The sequence below is a fragment of the Epilithonimonas hungarica genome (assembly GCF_900102265.1).
In the GTDB taxonomy this organism is placed as follows: domain Bacteria; phylum Bacteroidota; class Bacteroidia; order Flavobacteriales; family Weeksellaceae; genus Epilithonimonas; species Epilithonimonas hungarica.
The window spans coordinates 40,618-63,738 of sequence record NZ_FNBH01000003.1 but is presented as its reverse complement, the minus strand read 5'-3'; the positions used below and the strand labels follow the sequence as shown (position 1 = coordinate 63,738).

The 23,121-nt window shown below is 36.6% G+C and carries 22 protein-coding genes and 1 tRNA gene; 3 read left to right on the top strand and 20 right to left on the bottom strand.

Going from position 1 to position 23,121, the window contains the following annotated elements:
* Positions 1-77: 77 nt before the first annotated feature.
* From BLT30_RS12075 to BLT30_RS12065, 3 genes are all read right to left on the bottom strand, one after another.
* Positions 78-551 (bottom strand): hypothetical protein, encoded by a 474-nt coding sequence (locus tag BLT30_RS12075; RefSeq protein WP_139166651.1) that lies wholly within the window; start codon positions 549-551, stop codon positions 78-80.
* 167 nt (positions 552-718) lie between these two features.
* Positions 719-1,360, bottom strand: a complete 642-nt coding sequence (locus BLT30_RS12070; RefSeq protein WP_139166649.1) for a hypothetical protein — start codon at positions 1,358-1,360, stop codon at positions 719-721.
* A 10-nt stretch (positions 1,361-1,370) separates the two neighbouring features.
* Positions 1,371-1,940 (bottom strand): hypothetical protein, encoded by a 570-nt coding sequence (locus tag BLT30_RS12065; RefSeq protein WP_089873815.1) that lies wholly within the window; start codon positions 1,938-1,940, stop codon positions 1,371-1,373.
* Positions 1,941-2,089: 149 nt separating this feature from the next.
* On the opposite strand from BLT30_RS12065, the gene BLT30_RS12060 reads away from it, so the two are divergent.
* Positions 2,090-2,401, top strand: coding sequence for a DUF3817 domain-containing protein (locus tag BLT30_RS12060; protein ID WP_089873814.1), 312 nt, complete (start codon positions 2,090-2,092; stop codon positions 2,399-2,401).
* Between the two features lie 54 nt (positions 2,402-2,455).
* Here the strand turns inward: BLT30_RS12060 and BLT30_RS12055 are convergent, their stop codons facing one another.
* The 4 genes from BLT30_RS12055 to BLT30_RS12040 all read right to left on the bottom strand — a co-directional run bounded on the left by BLT30_RS12055 (position 2,456) and on the right by BLT30_RS12040 (position 5,940).
* On the bottom strand, positions 2,456-3,373 hold the full coding sequence (locus BLT30_RS12055; protein ID WP_089873813.1) for a ribonuclease Z: 918 nt from the start codon (positions 3,371-3,373) through the stop codon (positions 2,456-2,458).
* Between the two features lie 55 nt (positions 3,374-3,428).
* Positions 3,429-4,013 (bottom strand): RdgB/HAM1 family non-canonical purine NTP pyrophosphatase, encoded by a 585-nt coding sequence (rdgB, locus tag BLT30_RS12050; protein WP_089873812.1) that lies wholly within the window; start codon positions 4,011-4,013, stop codon positions 3,429-3,431.
* A gap of 194 nt (positions 4,014-4,207) precedes the next feature.
* Positions 4,208-5,023: a CPBP family intramembrane glutamic endopeptidase gene (locus tag BLT30_RS12045; protein WP_089873811.1), complete on the bottom strand. Its 816-nt coding sequence runs from the start codon at positions 5,021-5,023 to the stop codon at positions 4,208-4,210.
* Positions 5,023-5,940 carry an ABC transporter substrate-binding protein gene (locus BLT30_RS12040; RefSeq protein ID WP_245707174.1) on the bottom strand — a complete coding sequence of 306 codons (918 nt, stop codon included), beginning with the start codon at positions 5,938-5,940 and terminating at the stop codon, positions 5,023-5,025. The genes BLT30_RS12045 and BLT30_RS12040 overlap by 1 nt, the downstream gene beginning before the upstream one ends.
* Positions 5,941-6,122: 182 nt before the next feature.
* Between BLT30_RS12040 and BLT30_RS12035 the strand changes: the two genes are divergently transcribed.
* Positions 6,123-6,196: transfer RNA gene (locus BLT30_RS12035), tRNA-Arg, on the top strand.
* A 258-nt stretch (positions 6,197-6,454) separates the two neighbouring features.
* On the opposite strand, the gene BLT30_RS12030 is transcribed toward BLT30_RS12035, so the two are convergent.
* From BLT30_RS12030 to kdpB, 5 genes are all read right to left on the bottom strand, one after another.
* Positions 6,455-8,179 (bottom strand): ATP-binding protein, encoded by a 1,725-nt coding sequence (locus tag BLT30_RS12030; RefSeq protein ID WP_089873809.1) that lies wholly within the window; start codon positions 8,177-8,179, stop codon positions 6,455-6,457.
* On the bottom strand, positions 8,179-9,300 hold the full coding sequence (locus BLT30_RS12025; RefSeq protein ID WP_089873808.1) for a histidine kinase: 1,122 nt from the start codon (positions 9,298-9,300) through the stop codon (positions 8,179-8,181). The genes BLT30_RS12030 and BLT30_RS12025 overlap by 1 nt, the downstream gene beginning before the upstream one ends.
* Before the next feature lie 77 nt (positions 9,301-9,377).
* Complete coding sequence (locus BLT30_RS12020) at positions 9,378-10,469, bottom strand: porin (protein ID WP_089873807.1); 1,092 nt, start codon at positions 10,467-10,469, stop codon at positions 9,378-9,380.
* Between the two features lie 85 nt (positions 10,470-10,554).
* A complete protein-coding gene (locus BLT30_RS12015) occupies positions 10,555-11,118 on the bottom strand; it encodes a K(+)-transporting ATPase subunit C (RefSeq protein ID WP_089873806.1) in 564 nt (187 codons plus the stop codon).
* A gap of 13 nt (positions 11,119-11,131) precedes the next feature.
* Positions 11,132-13,198, bottom strand: coding sequence for a potassium-transporting ATPase subunit KdpB (gene kdpB / locus BLT30_RS12010; RefSeq protein ID WP_089873805.1), 2,067 nt, complete (start codon positions 13,196-13,198; stop codon positions 11,132-11,134).
* A 153-nt stretch (positions 13,199-13,351) separates the two neighbouring features.
* Between kdpB and BLT30_RS12005 the strand changes: the two genes are divergently transcribed.
* A complete protein-coding gene (locus BLT30_RS12005) occupies positions 13,352-13,708 on the top strand; it encodes a four helix bundle protein (RefSeq protein ID WP_089873804.1) in 357 nt (118 codons plus the stop codon).
* 99 nt (positions 13,709-13,807) lie between these two features.
* On the opposite strand, the gene kdpA is transcribed toward BLT30_RS12005, so the two are convergent.
* The 8 genes from kdpA to BLT30_RS11965 all read right to left on the bottom strand — a co-directional run bounded on the left by kdpA (position 13,808) and on the right by BLT30_RS11965 (position 22,927).
* Positions 13,808-15,505 carry a potassium-transporting ATPase subunit KdpA gene (kdpA, locus tag BLT30_RS12000; protein WP_089873803.1) on the bottom strand — a complete coding sequence of 566 codons (1,698 nt, stop codon included), beginning with the start codon at positions 15,503-15,505 and terminating at the stop codon, positions 13,808-13,810.
* A gap of 96 nt (positions 15,506-15,601) precedes the next feature.
* A complete protein-coding gene (locus BLT30_RS18495; RefSeq protein WP_139166674.1) occupies positions 15,602-15,679 on the bottom strand; it encodes a potassium-transporting ATPase subunit F in 78 nt (25 codons plus the stop codon).
* A gap of 358 nt (positions 15,680-16,037) precedes the next feature.
* Positions 16,038-17,384 carry a sigma-54-dependent transcriptional regulator gene (locus BLT30_RS11990; protein ID WP_089873801.1) on the bottom strand — a complete coding sequence of 449 codons (1,347 nt, stop codon included), beginning with the start codon at positions 17,382-17,384 and terminating at the stop codon, positions 16,038-16,040.
* Between the two features lie 388 nt (positions 17,385-17,772).
* Positions 17,773-20,274, bottom strand: coding sequence for a cation-translocating P-type ATPase (locus BLT30_RS11985; protein ID WP_089873800.1), 2,502 nt, complete (start codon positions 20,272-20,274; stop codon positions 17,773-17,775).
* Between the two features lie 98 nt (positions 20,275-20,372).
* Positions 20,373-21,065, bottom strand: a complete 693-nt coding sequence (locus BLT30_RS11980) for a DUF1003 domain-containing protein (RefSeq protein WP_089873799.1) — start codon at positions 21,063-21,065, stop codon at positions 20,373-20,375.
* A gap of 346 nt (positions 21,066-21,411) precedes the next feature.
* Entirely contained in the window at positions 21,412-21,630 is a 219-nt protein-coding gene (locus BLT30_RS11975) for an SHOCT domain-containing protein (RefSeq protein WP_089873798.1), read from the bottom strand.
* Between the two features lie 4 nt (positions 21,631-21,634).
* Positions 21,635-22,168 carry a Dps family protein gene (locus tag BLT30_RS11970; protein WP_317040533.1) on the bottom strand — a complete coding sequence of 178 codons (534 nt, stop codon included), beginning with the start codon at positions 22,166-22,168 and terminating at the stop codon, positions 21,635-21,637.
* A gap of 96 nt (positions 22,169-22,264) precedes the next feature.
* Entirely contained in the window at positions 22,265-22,927 is a 663-nt protein-coding gene (locus BLT30_RS11965) for a BON domain-containing protein (RefSeq protein WP_089873797.1), read from the bottom strand.
* Positions 22,928-23,121: the final 194 nt, after the last annotated feature.

Genomic DNA, 23,121 nt, shown 5'->3' with positions numbered 1-23,121 from the left:
AAGAATTAAGGATTGTTACTTTGGATTAGAATCAAAAAACACAGATCATAAATCTGTGTTTTGTTATTTCTGTAGTATTATAGGTGTTCTAATTCTAGATGATGGATTTCTACTTTTGCATTTTTGTTCCAAGCTTTTAATTTGAAACCTAGATAATATTTATCAGGAAAGTAACTTATATTGTCAACTGTAAATTCGGATCCAGATAGATCATTTAATAATTTACCTGAGAACTTCCCTCCCTGTTTTATAATTTCCAAGGTCAAAACACCATTAAAGTCTATTTCAGGAATTTTTTTTTGTTCATATGTTACAGATTCTCCTCCTGAACCAGAATATCTATAAATCCCTTTAGCCTTATCAAAATCTTTTATTTCTTTTTTCCGTGGATACAGGTTTTCCAATCTGCCATAATCATAGGTCACATCATACGCTGCAGGAGTACCGAACAAGACCCATTTTTTATATTTTTGAATGCTTATATAATACCCTTTTCCGATATAAATATAGAATACATCATTCTCTGTGTTCAGATCAATTTTCAGATCCATTGTTATTCTAAAATCTTTAGAAAAATCAAACTTATTGATGTTTCTGAATAATCTGGCTTTTTCATATACAACTTCTTTGCTTATTCCCAAATTCAGCCAATCTCCGGAATTATAATTCTGAGTCGTGATATTAAGATGATTATCTTTTATTTCGGTATAATTAGTTGTCAGTATATAAGTGTAGAATACTTAGTAAAAACAGGTTCTTTATTGAGGTTCCAATTGTCTGCAGATGAGAAATCTTCAACAATTTTTAATTTAGGGGAATTAATATTGTTCTTACTTAATTTTCCAAGAGTTGGAGTGATAATTTTTATTTTTTCTTTTAATTTTTCCTCTTCTTTAATCATTCTATTGAGATCGGAAAAAAAGTCAAAAATTTTGAATCCTACACCAATGGCATTATTGGTAATATTCCCTTGTGTGATATCGTAGATACCGTTATAAAACATCAGCCCGTCACTGATATTTTGTGATAACTGCTGGAATTTTTGATTGGGAACTGCACCCAGCAAAGAAGAATTGACAAGTTCTACATATTGTAATGTATTTAGATCGGTTGAGTTTATGGAATTAAGGTTCGTAGAAAAATCAGCATTCTGAAGATAATCATTGACGTCGGAATTGTATCGGTAAACAGTTGCCAAATATGCTTTGGCATTATCATTATCCAGTTTCCCATCAACAAGCAGACTTTCCAACAATGTTCCGAACTCCTCGTTAACCAGTTTTTCAAAATTGTTGTTTTGTTGTGCAGTAAAAAATATGACATTGCAGAAAAACCAAAGAAAAGTAATTTTTATTCTCATAATTTCTTGTTTAATAATTAGGGACTGCATCCCATTCGGACTTTGGAATTACGTCTTCACAAGGGCATCTGTTTTGATCCTCCAAAATAGCTTTTAGTCCTGCAATAATGGTTTTATTATATGCCTGACTTGCCTCGGCATTGTACGTGCACTTAGCAATTGCAGCAGCACCGCAAAAGGTCCATGCTTGAACTTCAACGGGATCCTCTTGGCTCAACTTCAAATATTTATCATACAGAGGGCAGTTATCTACAGATTCTATAGTTTCACTAGGATTGGTACTGGAAAGGGTAAACAGAAACTCATTACCATCATTTTTACCAGAATAGAATTTGTTATTCCCAACAAGTCTTATATAGTATGTATTATACTTTGGCTCTGTATTATAATAGTAATCTGAAGTTGTTTTCTTATAGATATTCGATTTGTTAGGTTCTATGAGACTGATCTCATCACCACTTTGTTCAATACTTACAGTATAGTTTCCGTCGCTTGATGTATAATTGCCTGTTTGCAACGCTTGTGCATTGAGCAGAAAACAGGCTAAAACTAATAAGATGAAATAAAATTTTGTCCGCATAATCTTAGTTTTTAATTCAAATTTAAAATTAGAGCAGTTAATTCAAACTTGAAATACCCTGTTTAAGGTATTTTGACCCTTTACAAGACAAGAATAAAATATTCTAGAATGGAATTCGTTTCTTTGTTTTTTATTCAAATCAATATAAAATGTCCAAAGAGAAAGAATTTAAACTAATCAATGTCTATCGGCATATCGCATTGGTAGAAGCTGTTTCCTATTTGATCCTACTTTTTATCGCGATGCCTTTAAAATACATTTGGGATATCCCAGAGGGTGTTAAATATTTTGGGTGGATCCATGGCGTATTATTTCTTTTCTATTTTGCAATTCTGATCGCAGCCGCTTTCAAGTACCGTTGGAATATTTTAAGAATTATCTATTATCTGACAGCATCAGTAGTACCCTTTCTGCCTTTCCTGATCGATAAGAAATTGAAGCAAGAATCCTTAACTGCATAAATAAAAAACGGAAACTTGCGGATCCGTTTTTAGTTTTAATATTGATTTCTATTGTTATCCTACTTTCACCATTTCCAACGCTTTTGGTAAAAAAGTGTTCGGAAAAATTTGTCTGGCTTCGTCTGTCATTACACTTAGATCGCTGTAACGATTGGAAAAATGTCCTAGAATCAGCTTACCGACCTGGGCTTTCTTGGCAATAGTAGCGGCTTCCAAAGCTGTGGAATGTCCAGTATAATCCGCCATATCTTTCAAGTTATGAAGGAAAGTGGACTCATGGTAAAGAACGTCCACATTTTCGATGATCGGGATGATGTCTTCCTTATATTTGGTATCGCTGCAAAATGCATAGGAGACAGAAGGTTTCGGGTCTGTCGTCAACAAAGAGTTTTTAATCACATTTCCATCTTCTGAGACGAAGTCTTTTCCCAGACGCAGATTCTGGAAATCACAGATCTCTATTTCCTTATGTTTGGAGATCTCATTCATATTCAGATGACGTTCTTTTGGTTTTTCTTTGAAGAGATAACCGTTGCAATAAATCCTATGATTCAATGGGATCGTGTAGACCTCTACCCTTTTGTCTTCGTAGATTTTTACAGATTCTTTCCCTTCGAGCTCGTGGTAAACCACTTCAAAGCCTTTATAGGTCTCGGTAATTTCAAAGATCGTATCCATCATTTTTTTGATGCCTTTTGGACCATAGATGTTCAAAGGCGTCTTTCTTCCCAATAATCGGAAAGAAGCCACCAATCCGGGTAGTCCAAAACAATGGTCACCATGAAGATGGGAAATGAAAATATGATTGATCTTGGAAAATCGCACTTTTGCCTTGCGCATCTGCACCTGTGTTCCTTCACCACAATCGATTAGAAAATGACGCTCTTCCATTTCCAAGAATTGAGAAGTTGGAGAGGAATTAATGGTCGGAATTGCTGAATTGAATCCCAAAATTGTAAGATATGTGCTCAATTTTCTTTTTTGTATTGAAAATTAAAAGGGTAAATATACGAAAACATCACAAAAATCACAACGCACCCCCTCTAGAATTCAGGAAATCCAAGAATAACTTCAAAGCTTCACTTCTGTGGCTGATCTTGTTCTTTTCTTCAGGCAGCATTTCTGCAAATGTTAAATTGTAATCGTCCGGAACAAAGATCGGATCATAACCAAATCCGTCTGATCCGAACACTTCATTTGTCAAATTACCGTAAACCCGACCTTCAAAATAATGTTCGCCATCTTGGTCCTTGAAACAAAGCACCGTAATGAAATAAGCCCTTCTATTCGGTTCGTCTTTCATTTCTTCCAAAACCTTCTCGATGTTCTTTTGGAAATTGTGATTCCCTGCATAACGCGCCGAGAAGATGCCTGGTCTGCCATTGAGAGCTTCCACTACGAGACCACTATCATCCCCTATACTTGGTTTCCCTGTTTTCTCGAAGCAATATTTGGCTTTTATGAGAGCATTTTCAGCAAAGGTATTTCCATCTTCTATAATCTCGTCATTCAGATCATAATCTGACAAGCTCGTGACGATATATTCTGACCCGAGAATCTGCTGTATCTCTTCTTTTTTATGTAAATTATGTGTTGCTATAAGGATTTCCATATGTTGTTATAAATGATAGTTGATGAGTGATAATTGATTATAATTTAATTTTTGAAAGTTCGAAGTTTTGACAAGGTTTGAATTGATGCAAATGTTGGATTTTGCGAAGCGCAGCCCGACCTGAGTGGAGCTCTTTTTCTTTTTATCAAAAAAGAAAAAAGCGGGAACGGAGGGCGGAAATAGCTGCCATAAATTTAATCTTTATAAATAATATTCTTCTGAATTGCAAAAAAGTAAAATGGAATTGCAAAGACCACAATACCAATTACCAAGATCAATTCTTTGTTAATATGCACCAGATCGGAAAAAGTCTCTGAATCCGAATACAGCATCATCACTGCCGAGGTGAAATTGTTGAATGCATGAAGCAATATCGGCATCAGCAACGACCTGGTCTTGTTGTACACCAAACCTAATACCAAACCGAGTAAAAATGCACCTGCAAATTGCCAAGGATTGAAATGTACCGCTCCAAAAATGAAGGCAGATATAACAATCGCCATCGTTGGTTTTACTTTATTATTGACCATTCCTTTCATAATAATGCCCCGGAAAAGAATCTCTTCCAAAATCGGCGCAAGAATGACCGTCATAATGATCAATGAAACTGGATCTTTCAAAAGTTTCGCAAATTGGTCATTGTAGATCTTGTAGATAGGGCCAAGCAGGTCACCGGTCGTAGGAATCAGTTGTGTGGTATAATCTGCAACCAGCATCATCCCAAACATCATTGGAAATATCAAAAGATAGACACGAAATGGCTTGGTAGAGAAATCGAAATTGAGCTTACTTCCGTCTTTTCTGACAATGAAAAAATCAAAAAAGAGAATAGGGACTATCATTGTCGCCATATACATAAAAATGTTAAAAATACCTGTATCACTGATGTCCTCGCCAAATAATGCCGAGAACCCTAAACCGATCGCATAAGCAACCGATTGTCCAATGAAAAGTCCCACTACCAATAAAATCCCTACGAAAAAATCGACTTTGTAATTTTGATTTTCCATTATTTCAGTTCTTTCATATAGATTAAAGGTTCTGACTGGAAAGTTACGTCTTCCGGATGAAATATCTTGAAATAATCTCTCAAAACCAGATCACATCTCACAACACCTGATTCAAAATAATCATTGGCATTGTCTTTCTCTCTGTTATTTATCATATACAGTTTTCCGGAATTGAAGACTTTCATTTTGCTGTAGTTCGGATTCATTGTCAGTAGTTCTTTTTTGTTTTTGTGAGGACTGATGTTGATCCAGTAATCTACGTTTTCTGACTTGACGAAAACTTCTTCAAAACTCAACGGAACAGAAGATGATTCTTTGTTGTCTTTCAGAATGTAATCTCCGCCGGCATCCTTAATCAGCCTTGCTACGAAAGAGCTTCCTCCTGGTAGGAACCACTGGCTTCCGTACATCTCATTGCAGAGAACTAAGGAATTTGATCTTGATTTTTTTGATAAAGCCTGGATTTTTTTGTAATTATCTTCTATATTTTGATAAGTTTTTTTCGCCTCTTCTTCTTTGCCGAGGAGTTTTCCGAAAAGCAAAAGGTATTTTGATTTTTCTAATGGATCCTGTTCCATAAAATCGTCGAGGAAAATGAGCTCGATTCCGTTGCTTTTCAGGACTTCGTAAGTGTTGGCGAAGTTGGGAACGTAATTGGTAAAGATAACATCCGGTTTGTTGGAAAGGATTTTTTCGATGTCGTATTTTTGTTCGTTTCCGATGTTCAAAATTTTATTTTCATTGATCAGCTGATGGATTTTTTCCGAGAAAATATATTCGGGATTAGAGACACCGGTGATTTTATTTTCTAAATTCAGTTCAGAAAAGAAACCGATCAGACTCGAATTTAGCAACATTGCTTTTTTGAAAGGCAGATTTTTGTTTGGAATTACATTTTTGAATTTTCCCGATGTCAAAGTCAAGCTATTAAAACCCTCAATATAATTAACTCGTGATGAGATGGTTATATTGTCATTTGATATTTGGATGTTTTCTTTTTTGCAGGAGATTGAAAAAAGAAATAAAATTAAGAGTAAAAAAATACGTTTCATCTTCCAAAGAAAGCAAAAAAGTACTATATTTGCAAACCTTTAAACAAGGCCTCGTGGCGCAACTGAATAGCGCATCTGATTACGGCTCAGAAGGTTACAGGTTTGAATCCTGTCGAGGTCACAAACAGCCAAATGGCGCCAACTAAAGACAGTTGGCGCCATTTTTATACCAATAATTAGACTTGTATGTTGTTAGATACAGTCCTGTCGAGGTCATAAAAACCAATGGCTAAATTTTATACTAATATTGAGTTTTTTTGAAAATGTTCTTATTGTTATTCTATATTTTTTAGAACATTAAAATATATTGTTTTCCAAATTCAATATCTTCTTTTGGATTTGAAAACAAATTCATTTTCAACAGAGAGAGAATTATGAATTACGCCTTTAAATCAAAGGTGAATGTACTTCCAGCCCCATATTCACTTTTAACAGTAATTTCACCGCCTTGTGCTTCAATAAATTCCTTACTGATGCTCAATCCCAAACCTGTTCCTTCTTTTTTGCTTCCCGGAACCCGGAAATAGCGGTCAAAGATTTTGGATAAATATTGTGGTGCGATTCCCTGCCCTGTATCAGTAACAGAAAACTGAATCTTGTCATCAATTTTTCTGACGTCAATATTAATATTAGAATTTTCGTAAGAATAACGAACGGCATTTGAGAGCAGATTATTAAGGACCCAAGCTGTTTTTTCACTATCAGCTAAAACCACTGACAAACCTTCTTCTATGTTGACCTTAAAATGAATATGTTTTTGTTCAGCAGAAGATCTGTTTGCACCAATAGCATAATCAACAATATTTTTGATATCTGAAGCTTTCATATTAAGCTGTATCAAACCGCTTTCTACTTGTGTGATGTTAAGCAATTCTCCTGTAATTTTCAATAGACGGTTGGAGTCTTCTCTAATTCCATTGACTAGATTTTTCTGTTCACTATTCAAATCTCCTATTTGTTCATTTTCCAGTAATTGTAATCCCATTTGGATAGAAGAAATTGGTGTTTTGAACTCGTGAGAAACCGTACCTAAAAAATTGGTCTTAGCTAGATCCAATTCTTTGAATGGCGTAATGTTTCTAAGCATGATCACCTGCCCAATAAAATGACTCTGCTGCTCACCGGTCGGAACGATATTGATGTCGACAATTTCTTTTTCAAAATAACTCTCCTTTCCGTTGGCATAGATCTTCATCGGTTCTTTTTCAGGATTTATCTTATCCGGAACAATCACATCTTTGATAATATCTCTTACCAAATCATTATTTACAGCAACATCCTGAATCAATTTTCCCACAAAATTTTCTTTTCTGAGTCCTGTAATTTTCAGAGCTTCATCATTCACAAAAAGAACTTTTCTATCCTCATCAATTCCGATAACCGGGTCGTGCATATTATCTATCAAAGTTTCAATACGTTTTTTTCCTCTGATGATTTTATCAAGTCTGCTTTCAGAATATTCCTGAAGTTTTTCCGCCATTATATTGAATGAATTTGTTAAATCTCCAAACTCACTTCGGCTTTCAAAATGTACACGTTCTTTATAGTTTTGATTCGCAATTTGCTTTATACTTTCAGTAAGGCTTTTGATGGGATCTGCAATATTTGAAGGGAGATTGACCATCAGTATAAAAGCTATAATAAAGCACACCATTCCTACAGAAGAAATAACAATAATCGCATTTTTTGCCGTCGAATCTGCAACCGTACTTTTATGCTCAATGGCGCTCATATTGATTTGCATCAGTTCAGCGAGGTCTTTCCTGATAGAGGTTTGAAGGCCAAAATTGGCAGGATGTTTTTTCAAAGCTTCAAAATGTATGGCAACATTATCTGTAGCTTCCTTTTCGCCGGGTTCGGTCACATTTTTCTGCTGTTGTTGAAGATGTTTTTCAAAAACGCTGAATGCCAACGGGTCAGAATCAATTTCCTCCAAAGCCAGCAACATATTTCTGGAATATTGAAGTGTATTATAGTTAGCTTTCAGGATATTATTGGTGTCTTTTTTAAGCTGATTGATATACCAACCGCTTAAAACTGACAATACGAATATCATCATAAAAAGCACTCCGACACCTATATTGAGTTTTGTTTTTATTTTCATTAGGACAAAATTACTAAGTCTATTTTTCCCTGGGATAATTTATTAAGCAATGTATTGAAAGTATCTGTCGCCAAAATTACTTTCCATAGATTTAAATGAGGTCTTCCGATGCAAACCGTTGTGATTTTTCTTTCTTCGCATTGTTCCATGATAGCGTGAGCAACTTTTGTATCTTCAACTTTTATGATTTCTGCTCCCAGTTCAGTCGCCAGTTTAAAGTTATTGATCAAATGTCTTTGTTTATCCAAAGCAATTTTATCAGAACTCTCTCTGGGAATCTGAACATACAGAAGATACCACTGGCTGTTGTAATAATTAGCTAATCTCGCTGTTTTTCTGATGACGTTTTTCGCAGTTTTTTCGTTTGAGCTAATGCATGCCAGAAATTTTTCTTTTTTGACCGACTTATGAATCGTAACTTCCGTCTCCACTTTTCTAGTCACCTGCGAAGCAACTTCTCTCAAAGCCAATTCACGGAGTTGTAGAATATTTTCAGATTTAAAAAAATTATTGAGTGCCGAATTGATTTTTGATTGGTCGTAGATTTTTCCGGCTTTCAAACGGTCAATCAATTCTTCGGAAGTAAGGTCAATATTCACAACTTCATCAGCCTGGGCCAAAACATTATCTGGAATACGCTCTTGAACTTCAATATTAGTAATCGATTTAACATCTTCATTGAGACTTTCAATATGCTGTATGTTGACTGCACTGATGACATTAATCCCAGAATCCAGAATATCCATCACATCCTGCCAACGTTTTTCGTTCTTGCTACCTTCAATATTGGTATGGGCCAATTCATCTACAATCACAACTTCCGGGCGAAGATTGATAACCGCCTGTACATCGAGCTCTTCTAATTCTTTTCCTTTGTAGAATAACGTTCTTCTCGGAATGATAGGAAGTCCGTCCAGCAAAGCATGGGTTTCTTTGCGATGATGTGTTTCGATATACCCGATTTTTACATCAATCCCACTTGCTAAAAGAGCATGCGCTTCCTGAAGCATACGATAAGTTTTCCCAACACCGGCACTCATTCCGATATAGATTTTGAATTTTCCCCGTCTTGATTTTTTTATCAGATTGAGAAAGTCTTGTGCAGAATTTTTTTCAGCCATAAAGAATTGCCTTATTCAAAGTTAGTAAATCCCCTGCCAAAATTTTAACAAGGGATTCTTAGTAAATATGGAGATTTTTAAAAACTCACGGCAAGAGATGTCACTGCCATCAGATTATTATTTTTAAAATTATTATCTCTGTTGATAAAGATGTCGTCTTTGCTGCTTAGATTTTTAAGTTCGGTTCTCCAAACCAAATTGGGAAGAATCCAATAATCTGCGTTTACAGAATAGCCAAACGTTTTAAACCCATTTGCAGTTCCTGTCGCAATGATTACCCCTTTTTCATCGCTGTAGTATTCTCCTCTTGCAGCAAAACTTAATTTTTCTGTTGGAGAATATTTAGCAACCACAACCGGAGAATACCAAATATTATATTGGTCACTTCCTTTGGCTTTCTGCTCTGCACCAATGTCGAAACCTGTAATCAGCGCCAACTTTTTACTGATTTGGAAACTGCCGTACAAATTATGGAAGTATCTCATTTGTCTGATGCTGTCCGGTTTATCATTTCCGATGAATGAGCTGCTGTTTAAAGTAATTTTTTCGTTTGGTTTGTAAGTTAACTGATGTCCAAAAGCAACCGTAGAATTTCCATCCACACGCTGGATTCTTTGCCATCCGTTAAGAACCAAACCGCTTACAAACCATTTTCCGCTGTCGCTTGTATAAGAAATTTTTGCTCCACTTTCGAAATACGGAGAATTGTCTGCCAAAATACTTCTTGTCAAAGTAAAGCAGTCTTTGCTGATAGCGCTTTCAAAACCGATGTGCGAAGGCAAAATCCCGGCATCAACCCAAAGATTTTTGTTTTTTGAGATTTTTACTCCGATATTGGCTTCATAGATATTTTTCAAAACACCCGCTTCAGCTGCGTAGTTGGAGTTCATATAAGTTCCGACACCCAAAGCAACATTGGCTCTTAGTTTTTCAGTTTCGTAATTGGCTTTTACAAATCCTAAATTAAGGTTGACCTCGTTGTTTCTGTTGTGGCTGTACACAAATCCCGGTCTTGTATTGTTTTCAGGATTATTAAAATCATACTGATAATACACTTCTGCGTAGCCAGAGATTTTCAAAGGGTTTTTAGGTTCAGTTTCTTCCTGAGCGTGTAGCGTAGAAACTGCTCCAAGAATTGCAAATACCAATAATGATAGTTTTCTTTTCATTTCTAAATTTTTTATAATTGGTGAGAAGTAAGATGTAAGAAATTTTTCAGTAGTTTCTCACTTTTAGCTTCTCATTTTTAACTTTTCACTCTAATCCGTTTAATGCGATATTGAGTTTTAAAACGTTGATTTTTTCTGTACCGAACATTCCAAGAAAAGGAGATTCGACACTTTTTTCGATAAGTGAATTGACTTTGCTGATGTCTATTTTTCTGATGCTTGCAATTCTTTGAGCCTGAACTTTTGCTGCCTGAACAGAGATATTCGGATCTAGACCAGCTCCACTTGCAGTAACAATATCGGAAGGAATTTCAGATTTCTGAACACTTGGATTGTGTTTCATAAAGTTCTCGATTCTTCCTTCAACATCTTTCAGATAATCAGGATTTGAAGGCCCTTTATTGCTTCCTCCCGCTCCGGCGGCATTATAATCCACAGCTGAAGGACGAGACCAGAAATATTCGTCTTTATCGAATTTTTGTCCAACATTGGCATAATACTTTTTACCATTGTGTTCGATGATTTCTCCTTTACCATTATTGGGAGCAGTCTGAGCAATGCCAAAAATTAAAAGTGTATAGAATCCTGAAAAAAATACAGCACAGAAAAGCGTTAATCTGATAGCTGGTAATATATTTTGTTTAAACATTTTATTTAATAATTTAAATGAATAATGACACGATTAAGTCTATGATTTTGATACCGATAAATGGAATTAAAACACCTCCCAAACCGTAAATCAAAAGGTTTCTTCTCAATAATGCACTTGCACCGATTGGTTTGTAAGCCACTCCTTTCAAGGCTAATGGAATCAACATTGGAATTACAATCGCATTGAAAATTACCGCTGAAAGAATCGCTGATTCAGGAGAATGAAGTCCCATAATATTCAGGCCTTGTAATGCTGGAATTGATGCAATAAATAATGCCGGAACAATCGCAAAATACTTGGCTACGTCATTCGCAATGCTGAATGTTGTCAACGTTCCGCGAGTCATCAATAATTGTTTTCCGATTTCAACCACTTCAATCAATTTGGTTGGGTCGTTATCCAGATCCACCATATTTCCGGCTTCTTTTGCAGCCTGGGTTCCGCTGTTCATCGCTACACCCACATCTGCCTGAGCCAGAGCCGGAGCATCATTGGTTCCATCTCCCATCATTGCGACCAGTCTTCCTTCGGACTGCTCTTTTTTGATGTAGTTCATTTTATCTTCAGGTTTCGCTTCTGCGATAAAATCGTCCACACCTGCTTTTTCAGCGATGAATTTTGCAGTCAATGGGTTGTCTCCGGTAACCATTACGGTTTTGATACCCATTTTTCTAAGACGGTCAAAACGCTCTTTGATTCCTGGCTTAATGATATCCTGTAATTCTATGACTCCAAGCGCTTTTTCATTTTCTGAAACCACAAGCGGTGTTCCTCCGTTTTGAGAAATTTCTCTGACTCTTTCTGCAACTTCTGGCGGGAATGTGTTTCCTGCATTTGTAACAATACTCTTAATTGCATCAGTTGCGCCCTTTCTGATTCTTGTGTCTTCATAATCAATCCCTGAACTTCTTGTTTCTGCTGTGAAATTGATGTAAGTAGGTAAGAAGTGAGAAGTTAGAAGTGAAAGTTCATTTTTTATTTCACTTTTTACATCTAACTTTTCACTGAGCTCTACAATGGATTTCCCTTCCGGAGTCTCATCTGCCATAGAACTTAGAACAGCTGCTTTAATCAATACTTTTTCATCAATTCCATTAGCTGGATAAAAATGTGTTGCTTTTCTGTTTCCGATAGTGATGGTTCCTGTTTTATCTAATAGTAAAACATCAATATCACCCGCAGTTTCTACTGCTTTACCACTTTTAGTAATCACATTTGCTCTTAGAGCTCTGTCCATTCCTGCAATACCGATAGCTGATAATAATCCACCAATCGTAGTTGGAATAAGACATACAAATAATGAGATAAATGCAGCAATTGTAATTGGCGTATTAGCATAATCACCAAAAGGTTTCAAAGTAACTGTAACGATAATGAAAACCAATGTGAATCCCGCCAATAGAATTGTCAACGCAATTTCGTTTGGTGTCTTCTGTCTAGAAGCACCTTCAACCAAAGCAATCATTTTGTCCAAGAAACTTTCCCCTGGTTCTGTCGTTACTTTTACTTTGATTTTGTCTGAAAGAACTTTCGTACCTCCCGTCACACTGCTTTTATCACCACCTGCTTCACGGATTACGGGAGCAGATTCTCCGGTAATGGCACTTTCATCAATCGTGGCTAAACCTTCAATGATTTCTCCGTCAGACGGAATAATGTCTCCTGGCTCGCAAAGAAAAATGTCTCCTTTTTTAAGTTGAGAAGATGGAACAATCGTCAATTCATCATTGAAAATTTCTCCGTGAGGATTAATCCATTTTGCCGGTGTTTCTTCCCTTGTTTTTCTAAGCGAATCTGCTTGTGCTTTCCCTCTTGCTTCTGCAATAGCTTCTGCGAAGTTGGCAAACAATAATGTGATGAATAGAACAGCCGTTACAATAACGTTGTAAACCAAACTACCCTGGTTTTGTTCTCCTAATGCAATCCAAACGCAAACGCCTGCCATTACGAGAGTTCCTACCCAAACCATAAACATTACCGGATTGCGGAACATTTTGGCAGGATGTAATTTTATAAAAGATTGCTTCAATGCCTCATTGACTAATTCTGCCTGAAACAAATTGTTATTTCCTTTCATTTTTTTAGTTGTTAGAAGTAAAATGTAAGATGTTAGAAGTTTTTAAACTGTTTTTTATTTTCAACATAATTTTAGTTTTAATTCTCAGAATCAAGTTGAGAAGTTGATTTGCATAATTATTTTTACTTATTTTTAGTTTTTAAACATATTTTGATGAAACCACACAGAAATTTAAAAGCCTGGAGCGACAGCATTTTGTTAATAAAAGATTTATATCTCATTACCAAATCTTTTCCTAAAGAAGAACTTTTTGGCATTATTTCGCAAATGCGGAGAGCTGCGTTATCAATCCCTCTAAATATTGCCGAAGGTGCTGCAAGAACCAGTAAAAAAGAATTTGTTAGGTTTCTTGATATTGCTATAGGTTCTATTGCGGAACTTGATACTCTGTTTATCATTTCATATGAGTTAGAATTTCTGTCGGATGAAGATTTCAATCAGTTAAATTCAAAACTCGACTTAATCGGAAAACTGGTTTATGGATTAAAGCGAAAATTGATTAGTGAGTGATACTTAAAGAGTAAGAAGTGAGAAGTGAGAAGTAAGATGGATTAGGTAATCTTACACTAATTATTTTAAATTAACATTTCACTTTTTACTTCTCATTTCTCACATACTAAAATATTCTGCAATAGGTCCTAAGGCTAGTGCCGGGAAAAATGACAACGCTGCCACAATTGCGATAACTGCAAATACCATTAAACCGAATGTTGCTGTATCTGTTTTAAGTGTCCCTGCACTTTCAGGGATATATTTTTTGGCAGCAAGACTTCCAGCAATGGCAACCGGACCGATGATTGGCAAGTATCTCGCCATCAGCATCACAATTCCGCAGGCAATATTCCAGAACGGATTGTTATCTGCTAAACCTTCGAAACCGCTTCCGTTGTTGGCACTTGAAGATGTAAACTCGTACAACATTTCACTGAAACCGTGGAAACCCGGGTTGTTTAGCCAACTTCCATAATCATCAGGATCATGAGCCACCATATAACTTGAAATTGCAGTTCCTGTAAGAATCAAGAAAGGGTGAAGAAGTGCGATAATCATTGCGATTTTCATTTCTCTGGCTTCGATTTTCTTACCTAAGAATTCAGGCGTTCTACCAACCATCAATCCACTGATGAAAACGGCAAGGATAATAAAGATGTAAAAATTTAAAAATCCTACACCAACACCGCCGTAGAAAGCGTTGACCATCATTCCAAGCATTGTATTCATTCCGGAAAGCGGCGTCAGTGAGTCGTGCATTGCGTTGACAGAGCCATTACTTGTAACCGTTGTGTTAATTGCCCAATAAGCCGAAGCCGCAGGTCCGAAACGGACTTCTTTACCTTCCATACTTCCCAGATTCTGAGCAATTCCCATTTTTTCAATGGCTGGGTTTCCGTTTATTTCATTAATAACTGTTGGTATTAATAATAACAAAAAACCTATGGTCATCGCCCCGAAAATCGTCAACGCCAGTTTTTTTCTTCTTAAAACATAACCCATTGCAAATACCAACGCAATTGGAATCAGCATAATAGAAACTGTCTCGACAATATTGGTAAAGTAACTTGGGTTTTCTAGCGGATGTGCAGAGTTGGGCCCAAAAAACCCACCACCGTTGGTCCCTAATTGTTTGATCGCTACAAAGCCTGCAACAGGACCACGGCTCACTTCTACTTTGTCTCCCTGTAAAGTTGTGATCGAGTCTTTACCCTCAAAAGTCATTGGTGTTCCGTTGAAAGCTAATAAAGAAGCAACAACAACTGCTAGAGGAAACAAAACTCTTGTACACGTTCTGATGAATAAGAAATAAAAATTTCCTAATTTATCTGTCGTTCTCTCTTTCATGGCAAGGAAAACAACACCTGCAATGGCAATACCACAGCCTGCAGAAATAAACTGCCACAACATTAATGTTAATTGTCCTAAATAAGATAACCCGGATTCTCCCGAATAATGCTGAAGATTGGTATTGGTCACAAAACTTACTGCGGTGTTAAATGCCAAATCACCGCTCATTGATGGGTTATTGTCCGGATTGAGAGGAAGCCAGCTCATATTGGTCAACACAAACATAGAGATAAGAAACCAAACGATGTTGATGGTAAGTAATGCTCCAAGATGTTGTTTCCAGTTCATTTCCTTTTCAGGATTGATGCCGGCAATTTTATAAAATAGTTTGTCTAATGGATTAAAGATCCCGTCGAGCCAAGTTTTTTCGTTGCTGAATATTTTACCGATGTATCGACCTAGTGGAATAGCGAGTAATACCACCAACGCAAACATCAATATAAGTCCTAAAATTTCTGTGTTCATAATCTTTTTAGTTAAAAATGATTTTCTTAGTCAGAAGTAAGAGAGGTTAACTTTCCACTTCTAACTTTTTACATTTAACCTTTGTAATTCATTAGTTTAAAATTCTTCTGGTTTTACAAGCACGTAGCACATATATGCAAATACGGCGATGGCGATGATAAATAATGCTGTCATATCTTTTCAAAATATTTTACGGTTAGAAAAAAGAGTACAAAAAGTACAATACCCGAGATGGTTAATACTAGTGTCATAGTTTATTGATTAAAAATTCTGTATGTAATTCCAAAGAATATAATAAGTCCATAAAGGATTGCTAATAGATGCCAAGATTTCAGTCTCCTGTACATTCTGATCTTCCATTTTTGCATGATCTATTTTTATATTATGCCAGAATATTGTCAAATCCGACTCCAGAAAGAAAAAAAATTCACAAGCAATTAATTATCAGAAATTTAAAATTTAATTTGAATTTTTTAAAACAAAAAACCCTTTCAAAATGAAAGGGTTGATACTATTGTTATGATAGGGTTTTTTATTTAATCTGATATTCCTCTATTTTTCTGTATAATGTTGTGAGCGCGATTCCTAATAAATCTGCAGTTTTGGTTTTATTTCCGTTAGCGTAATTCAGTACTTTTTGAATATGGATTTTTTCCGCACTTGCCAATTCAAAAGCAGATAACGTTTTTGAGCTTGAGTTTACAGAATGATTTTTTTGAAATTCCGAAGGAAGAGAGTCCGATTTTAATTCCAAACTATCGGAAAGAATAATACTTCTTTCAATGATGTTTCTAAGCTCGCGGATATTTCCCTTCCACGGATGTTGCTTCAGAGCTTCGAGATATTCGGGAGAAATAGCCGTCATTTTCTTTCCTGCTTTCTGGCTGAATTTAGCCAAAAAATATTTTGCCAATTCTTCAATATCAATCACCCTTTCACGAAGCGGAGGAAGCTGAATATTGAAAATATTGATACGATAGTAAAGATCCTCCCGGAAATTGCCATTCTCTATTTCATTCTGCAAATCACGGTTGGTCGCCGCTATGATTCTTACATTAACTTTTGTAGGCCTGTTATCCCCAACTTTCAGAAATTCTCCGGATTCTAAAACACGGAGCAATTTTGCCTGCAGATCCAGAGGCATTTCGCCGATCTCATCCAAGAAAACCGTTCCGTTGTTGGCTTCTTCAAAAATTCCTTTTGCATCTTTTACAGCGCCGGTAAAAGCACCAGCTTTGTGTCCAAACAATTCGTTTTCCAACAGTTCCTTAGAAAAAGCAGAACAATTGATTGCAATAAAATTATGTTTGGTTCTGTTACTCGCATTATGAATCGCTTGTGCAAAAACTTCTTTACCAGTTCCTGTTTCTCCTGTTAAAAGAACGGTCGCATCTGTTACTGCCACTTTTTTTGCGGACTCAATAGCGGATTGGATCGTTTTTGATTTTCCAATGATATTATCGAAAGAAAGCTTATCTCCAAGTTGTTTTTCGAGCTGGATCAGTCGTTTGTTAAGCGCCACTTTTTCAACAGCTTTATAAACAAGCGGAATGATTTTGTTGTTATCATCACCTTTTGTGATATAATCGAAAGCTCCGTTTTTTATCGCCTGGACGCCATCGGGAATATTGCCATAAGCTGTCAGAAGAATAACTTCGGTTGCAGGATGTTTTTCCCTGATGACCTTAGAAAACTCAACACCACTTCCGTCGGGGAGTTTAACATCGCTTAGAACAACATCGATATCTGAAATATCAAGTCGCTTTTTGGCATTCTTCAAATCAGAAGCCTGAAAAACTTCAAAACCTTCCAAACTGATAATTCTGGAAAGCAATATTCTTATTTTTTCTTCGTCGTCGATGATGAGGATTGTGTTCAATTGGAAATATTATGAGATTAAACGTAATCAAATTTTTGAATCGGAGCTACCACATTGTCAATAGGGTATTTTTTACTTTCTGCCATTAGTTTTCAACTTTCATACAAAGATAAATTATTTGAAAACGATTGGCAGATTTATAAAAAGGCTTTTTATCAATTAATTTTAAGATAATAACTGTTCGTCTTTTTTTATCTTAAATTTCCATGATCATAAATCTCATCCATCCTTCTTGTATTTCGAATAACAGATTGAATATTTGACACTTAGTAAGAACCCGCTTTGCAGGTAGCAACTGATGGTGTTGGGAGTGACCTCTGCAGAACTGGCAGTTCCAAAATAAGAGTTGCCTTTTTTAAGGATATGTTTTCTAGGAAATTGTCGCCATTTAATGCTTATCAGAACGATTGATCAACTTTACAAGTTCAAACCATATCACTGAAATAAATCCCACCAAAACCGAAATCAATAGATCCGAAAGCTTCAAGGTCTCAAATCCGAAAAATACTGTTATTGGTTTAACATAAAGCATCAATATTACCATAAAAACAGTAATTGATATGATAAGTAAAACAAGGTTGTTCTTGTATTTCAAAGTAGTAAAAAAAGAATAATAGAATGAGCGGTTGATCAACGTAAGAAAGATATTGGACGTGATCAAAACTGTAAATACCATTGTCCTTGTCAATGCCTCATCGTAACCTCTTTGAACAGAGTATTGGTATATGAACAACGTACCTGCGGTAATGACCAGTCCTTGCAGAATGCTTGTAGATAATTCTCTCCAGTTGAAAAAAGTAGTGGTCAATGCTTTCGGTTTCTGTTGCATCGCATTTTTTTCCATAGGCTCGTTCTCGTAGATTATGGAACAGGTAGGTCCCATAATGATCTCCAGGAAAATAATATGGATCGGTGAAAATATGTTGGGATATACCCAGCCTAAAGCCAACGGAATAAATACTGTAAGGATGATCGGGATATGAATTGAAATAATATACTGAACAGCTTTTTTCAGGTTGGTATAGATCTTCCTGCCCATCGCCACAGCATCCACCATTTTGGACAGATCATCTTCGAGCAAGATCAGTGATGCTGCCTGCCTGGCGATCTCTGTCCCTTTTTTACCCATTGCTATACCTATATGTGCAGCTTTCAAAGCAGGACCATCATTGACACCATCACCTGTCATTGCAACAATCTGGTCTTGGGATTTTAAAGCAGTAATGATCTTTAACTTGGCTTCAGGAAACATCCGGGTGAAAATAGCATTTTCCATCACGCTATTATTCAATTCGTTATCGCTCATTCTCATCAATTCGTCACCTGTAATGCTATCCTTATAGCCCTTGAGACCTATCTGTCTGGCAATTGCCTGCGTGGTCTCAGAATTGTCTCCTGTGATGATCTTCACTGCAATGCCAGCATCGTAAAAACCCTGCAATACCTTTTGTATATTCTTTTTCGGAGGGTCATAAAATGCAATGATGCCTTTGAATTGAAATTCAATATCCTGCTGATTTTCAGGATATTGAATTCCTATAAAATTGGAGATGCCTACGCCCAAAACCCTGAATCCATCTTTTGCCAAAAGCTGTATCGCTTCATTGATCTGCAGCTTTTCATCTGGAGTGAGACTAGAAACAGCCATCAAAGCTTCCGGGGCTCCTTTGGCTGCAATAATTCGTTCTCCTGAATTGTTTTCGAAGATATGGGTCATCATCGGCGGTTTTCCACCCAAAGGATACTCATGGATAAGATAGTAATTGTGCCGTTCATCTTTTTTATTAATATCCTGATATGTTTGATGCAGTGCTATTTCCATCGGATCAAAAGGAATAGGCTCGCTTGCCCACATCGCTGTAGTGATCAATCCTATTTCATCAACTGTTAAATTATCCCCAGGCTGGAATATTTTATTTGCGGACAGCAAAAAAAGTTTAGCCACGCTCATTTTATTCACGGTCAATGTTCCCGTCTTGTCTGTACAGATCACGGTTGCACTACCTAGTGTTTCCACAGTTTTCATTTGCTTCACCACGATGCCCAGTTTCATTAGGCGCCACGCACCTAAGGCCATAAATGTGGTAAATGCCACAGGAATCTCTTCGGGTAGGATACTCATGGCCAAAGTAAGTGATTGCAGTAAACTGCTCAATACATTTTCAGAATTCCAATAGTTGATTGCCCAGACAACCATAAAAACAATTGCACCGGTAATCGCCATTTTCTTCACAAAATTCGCGATCTGATTTTCCAGAGGTGTTTTTTCTTCGGTAATACTTTCAAGGCTACTTCCGATCTTGCCCAGTCTGGTCTCATTGCCTATGGCAGTTATCACTGCGACCGCTAATCCTCCGGCTACCGTCGTACCGCTGTAAATGAAATGATCTTCTTTTGTTTTGTCTTTTGATACCGAAAGAGACTCGCCTGTCAGGATAGATTCGTTAACGGAAAAATCGTTGGAATGGATGATACTACCATCTGCTGTGATAAGGGTTCCTTCCTCCACCATCAAACTGTCCCCTATCACCAGGTCTTCGCTTTTGATCTCTACAATGCTTCCATTTCGGATCACCTTGCATTTGGGCTGGGAAAGATCTTTCAATTTTTCAAGCGCATTTTTGCTTCTCGAATATTGGTAGAGTGAAATAGAGGTCGTGAATACTATGGCAGCCGTCAGAAAAATACCGTCACCTGTCTTTCCGCTTATAAAATAAATAGAAGCTGCAACCAAGAGTAAAATCAGCATCGGATCTTTCATGATGCGAATGAAAGTATCGATGAAAGTATTTTCCTTCTTGTAATTCAACTTATTTCGTCCATACTTTTCCCTAGCCTTGATGACCTCATTATCGGATAGACCTTTGATATTGAAATTATGGATAGGCATTGTAAATGTTTTTAAGATTAACTGTTAATGATTGATCATTATTTTGACTAGAAAAGATCAGAAGTTATTTACTTTCAATTGAGGTCTTTTCCATTAGATCACTTCTTCTTAAGAACGTTCATCAGGTCTTCCAGATAATCCGTTTGTAATTCCTGAATTTCCAATAGTTTTTTGTTTTGGTTGACCAGCAAATGGTCTATTTTTTCACTCAGTAGTTTTATTTCCAGTTCAGCCTTCAGATTGATCTTATAATCGTGTTCGCCTCTGATCCTGTCTTTCTGTTCCTGCCGGTTCTGGCTCATCATAATGATGGGAGCCTGGATTGCAGCCAGGCATGAAAGAATTAAATTCAATAAGATAAATGGATATGGATCGAAAGGTCTTGTCGACAAAATCCATATATTGATAAAGATCCAGATCATTATAAATGAGAAGAATACGAGTATGAATGTCCAGCTACCCCCAAAAGAAGCGACCTTATCTGCTAGTTTTTCTCCAATCGTCAGGTCTGCCTCGATTTCGTCCTGGATATTTTCAGAAAGGATGGAATTATTTTTAATGGCATCCATCACATCCAGGTCTATGATCTCCAGCTCTCCCCTTTCCTCGATAATCAATGAGGTCAGATACAACCTCCTGTATTGATTGAGCTCGGTAATGGAAATAAAATCATCTTTGCCGAACTGAGGGAAATTTTTATTGATGAGATCATATATACCTTCTCTAAGGTCTGCTCCTTTGACCTCTTCTCCTTCCGGAATCTCCTGATGACCGATGTAGCTGGTTTGCATTTGTTTATATTTTAAATGTATTGGCAATAAAACATCTGGACCTCAACTCATCGACCTAGAGTTTTTTGCCAATAAATAAAAAACAACGACAGGCCTTGCAAAATTGACGTTTCAAATATTGACTAAAGATAGGGATCGATTGACAGGTAAAAAAATGACGCTCGTCACATGTCGGGATGATCTGAAGCACGTATTATTAAGAAGAAAGCTTGTAGCTTCGAACAAATTCTGGTTATAGATAAAATGCCTTTTTTTCAAGTATTATTATATAAAAAGCAGTCCCAATAGTCCTTTATATTAAAAGGATTGATGACTGCATTTGTAAAGTGATATATTATTCGTAGGATCAGCCTTCAAGAATTTTTTTCTTTTCCTGATACTCTTCGGTTTTGATCTCTCCTGAAGCATAACGTTTTTTCAGCAGATCAAGTGGTGAATCCTTTTTTTTCCTTTGTCCCGGTATATCATAAGGCGTAGCAAAGATCCAGAAGATCACGATGCACCAAATGACCCACCAAACAAGGTCCATTCCCCAGAAATGATAGTTATAATAATCGTAAAACATAATTTTAATCTTTTAAATGTGAACGTAGAAACCATGCCATTTTCTCGTGTTCTTTCATAAGCCCCGTTATGAAATCTGAAGTTCCCGCATCGTGAACTTCATCGACAAAAGTTTTAATATGTTCGCGTAGTATAATAATGATACTTTGATGGTCTGCCAATAGTTCTGTAATAAATCCTTGGCTGTCGTTTTTCTCTCTTGTCTGTTCCGTGAGATGTGTCAGGTTCAGATATGACCTTAATGTTGCAGGTGCATAATGCCCCAGAAAACGAATCCTTTCGGCAACATTGTCTATTGCCTCATCCAATTGTCTGAACTGGCTTTCAAAGAATTTATGCTTTTCATAAAAATCAGAACCTTCAACATTCCAATGGGCATTTTTTGTTTTGATATACAAAACATTCTCATCTGCCAATATTTTTACCAATTCATCTGCCACGGTTTGGCGATGAACATCTCCTATACCTATCTGTATTTTCATAATATTATTATTAGTGGTTTGCTTATTGATATTTTTGAACTGTTTTTCAGCCCTCATTGTTCTGATTTTCAGCTTTATGCACTACCGGCACTCCTGATTTGTTTTGATCATCAGTTGATCTCATTGTAATAATTTTTTAAGATCTAATGATTGCTAAAAGGCGTATTCGTAATCAACAGCCAATTCATTTTTCACATGCCATATACCTGGTGTTTTCCATGCAATACGGCCTGCTTCTTCCTTGGCATACCAAGAGTTGACCACTCCCGTCAATGTCACCGTTGTGCCTGACACTGAAACATCGATATCGCTATCGTCAATCGAACTTCTTCTAAGTGCGTTTTTAACTGCTTTCTGCTCAATCTTATCGTGAACTTCAGACTTGATCTTAATATTGTTAATTACACCTTTCACACCTTTAAGATATTTTACCGCTCTTTTGGCGGCTTCTTTCTGGTAATTCCAAGGCAGTTCGCCCTCCAAAGTGATCCATCCATCTTCAACTTTTACCACTATTTTTTCATCCGGAACAGACCAGTCCGCCTTTAACGCTGCCAAAGCATCATTAGCAACGTCGGCATCAGTTTTTGACAAGGAATTGGGAAATTTCACTTCAATGTCCTCAACCAAAGCTTTTACGCCAGCCACTCGTTTAGCGGCATCTTCGGCTTCTGTCTTTTTGATGTAGCTGTCAACTGTACCTGTTAAAGTAACGACACCGTCTTTTACGATCACCCCGATCTCTGCTGAATGCAATAGTGGCTCCCATTTGATGGCATCCTGAACGTCTTTCTGTAATTCTGAATTAGTTTTCATTTTTTTGAACTTTTAATTTTGGAAATTTGAAACTGCATTAGTAATACTGATCTTTAAAAAGTATGATAAGCATACTTAGCAATGTTGTTTCCTGTTAAACAATTTTTAATTTTGATTTGATCCTTTGAAAATCGATTACGTAATCCTTTCGTTATTAAAGTGTTCCAAAGTTCCGTAAACTTTACTTGAAATTA

Excerpts from the sequence above, each read along its gene's own strand:
- BLT30_RS11965 (WP_089873797.1), bottom strand. The coding sequence starts at position 22,927 with ATGAAAACTAATTCAGAATTACAGAAAGACGTTCAGGATGCCATCAAA.
- BLT30_RS12005 (WP_089873804.1), top strand. The coding sequence starts at position 13,352 with ATGAAACCACACAGAAATTTAAAAGCCTGGAGCGACAGCATTTTGTTA.
- BLT30_RS12060 (WP_089873814.1), top strand. The coding sequence starts at position 2,090 with ATGTCCAAAGAGAAAGAATTTAAACTAATCAATGTCTATCGGCATATC.
- kdpB (WP_089873805.1), bottom strand. The coding sequence starts at position 13,198 with ATGAAAGGAAATAACAATTTGTTTCAGGCAGAATTAGTCAATGAGGCA.
- BLT30_RS11970 (WP_317040533.1), bottom strand. The coding sequence starts at position 22,168 with ATGAGGGCTGAAAAACAGTTCAAAAATATCAATAAGCAAACCACTAAT.
- BLT30_RS11985 (WP_089873800.1), bottom strand. The coding sequence starts at position 20,274 with ATGCCTATCCATAATTTCAATATCAAAGGTCTATCCGATAATGAGGTC.
- BLT30_RS12025 (WP_089873808.1), bottom strand. The coding sequence starts at position 9,300 with ATGGCTGAAAAAAATTCTGCACAAGACTTTCTCAATCTGATAAAAAAA.
- BLT30_RS11980 (WP_089873799.1), bottom strand. The coding sequence starts at position 21,065 with ATGCAAACCAGCTACATCGGTCATCAGGAGATTCCGGAAGGAGAAGAG.
- rdgB (WP_089873812.1), bottom strand. The coding sequence starts at position 4,013 with ATGGAAATCCTTATAGCAACACATAATTTACATAAAAAAGAAGAGATA.
- BLT30_RS18495 (WP_139166674.1), bottom strand. The coding sequence starts at position 15,679 with ATGACAGCATTATTTATCATCGCCATCGCCGTATTTGCATATATGTGC.
- BLT30_RS12065 (WP_089873815.1), bottom strand. The coding sequence starts at position 1,940 with ATGCGGACAAAATTTTATTTCATCTTATTAGTTTTAGCCTGTTTTCTG.
- BLT30_RS11975 (WP_089873798.1), bottom strand. The coding sequence starts at position 21,630 with ATGTTTTACGATTATTATAACTATCATTTCTGGGGAATGGACCTTGTT.
- kdpA (WP_089873803.1), bottom strand. The coding sequence starts at position 15,505 with ATGAACACAGAAATTTTAGGACTTATATTGATGTTTGCGTTGGTGGTA.
- BLT30_RS12015 (WP_089873806.1), bottom strand. The coding sequence starts at position 11,118 with ATGTTTAAACAAAATATATTACCAGCTATCAGATTAACGCTTTTCTGT.
- BLT30_RS12075 (WP_139166651.1), bottom strand. The coding sequence starts at position 551 with ATGGATCTGAAAATTGATCTGAACACAGAGAATGATGTATTCTATATT.
- BLT30_RS12030 (WP_089873809.1), bottom strand. The coding sequence starts at position 8,179 with ATGAAAATAAAAACAAAACTCAATATAGGTGTCGGAGTGCTTTTTATG.
- BLT30_RS12070 (WP_139166649.1), bottom strand. The coding sequence starts at position 1,360 with ATGAGAATAAAAATTACTTTTCTTTGGTTTTTCTGCAATGTCATATTT.
- BLT30_RS12020 (WP_089873807.1), bottom strand. The coding sequence starts at position 10,469 with ATGAAAAGAAAACTATCATTATTGGTATTTGCAATTCTTGGAGCAGTT.
- BLT30_RS12045 (WP_089873811.1), bottom strand. The coding sequence starts at position 5,023 with ATGGAAAATCAAAATTACAAAGTCGATTTTTTCGTAGGGATTTTATTG.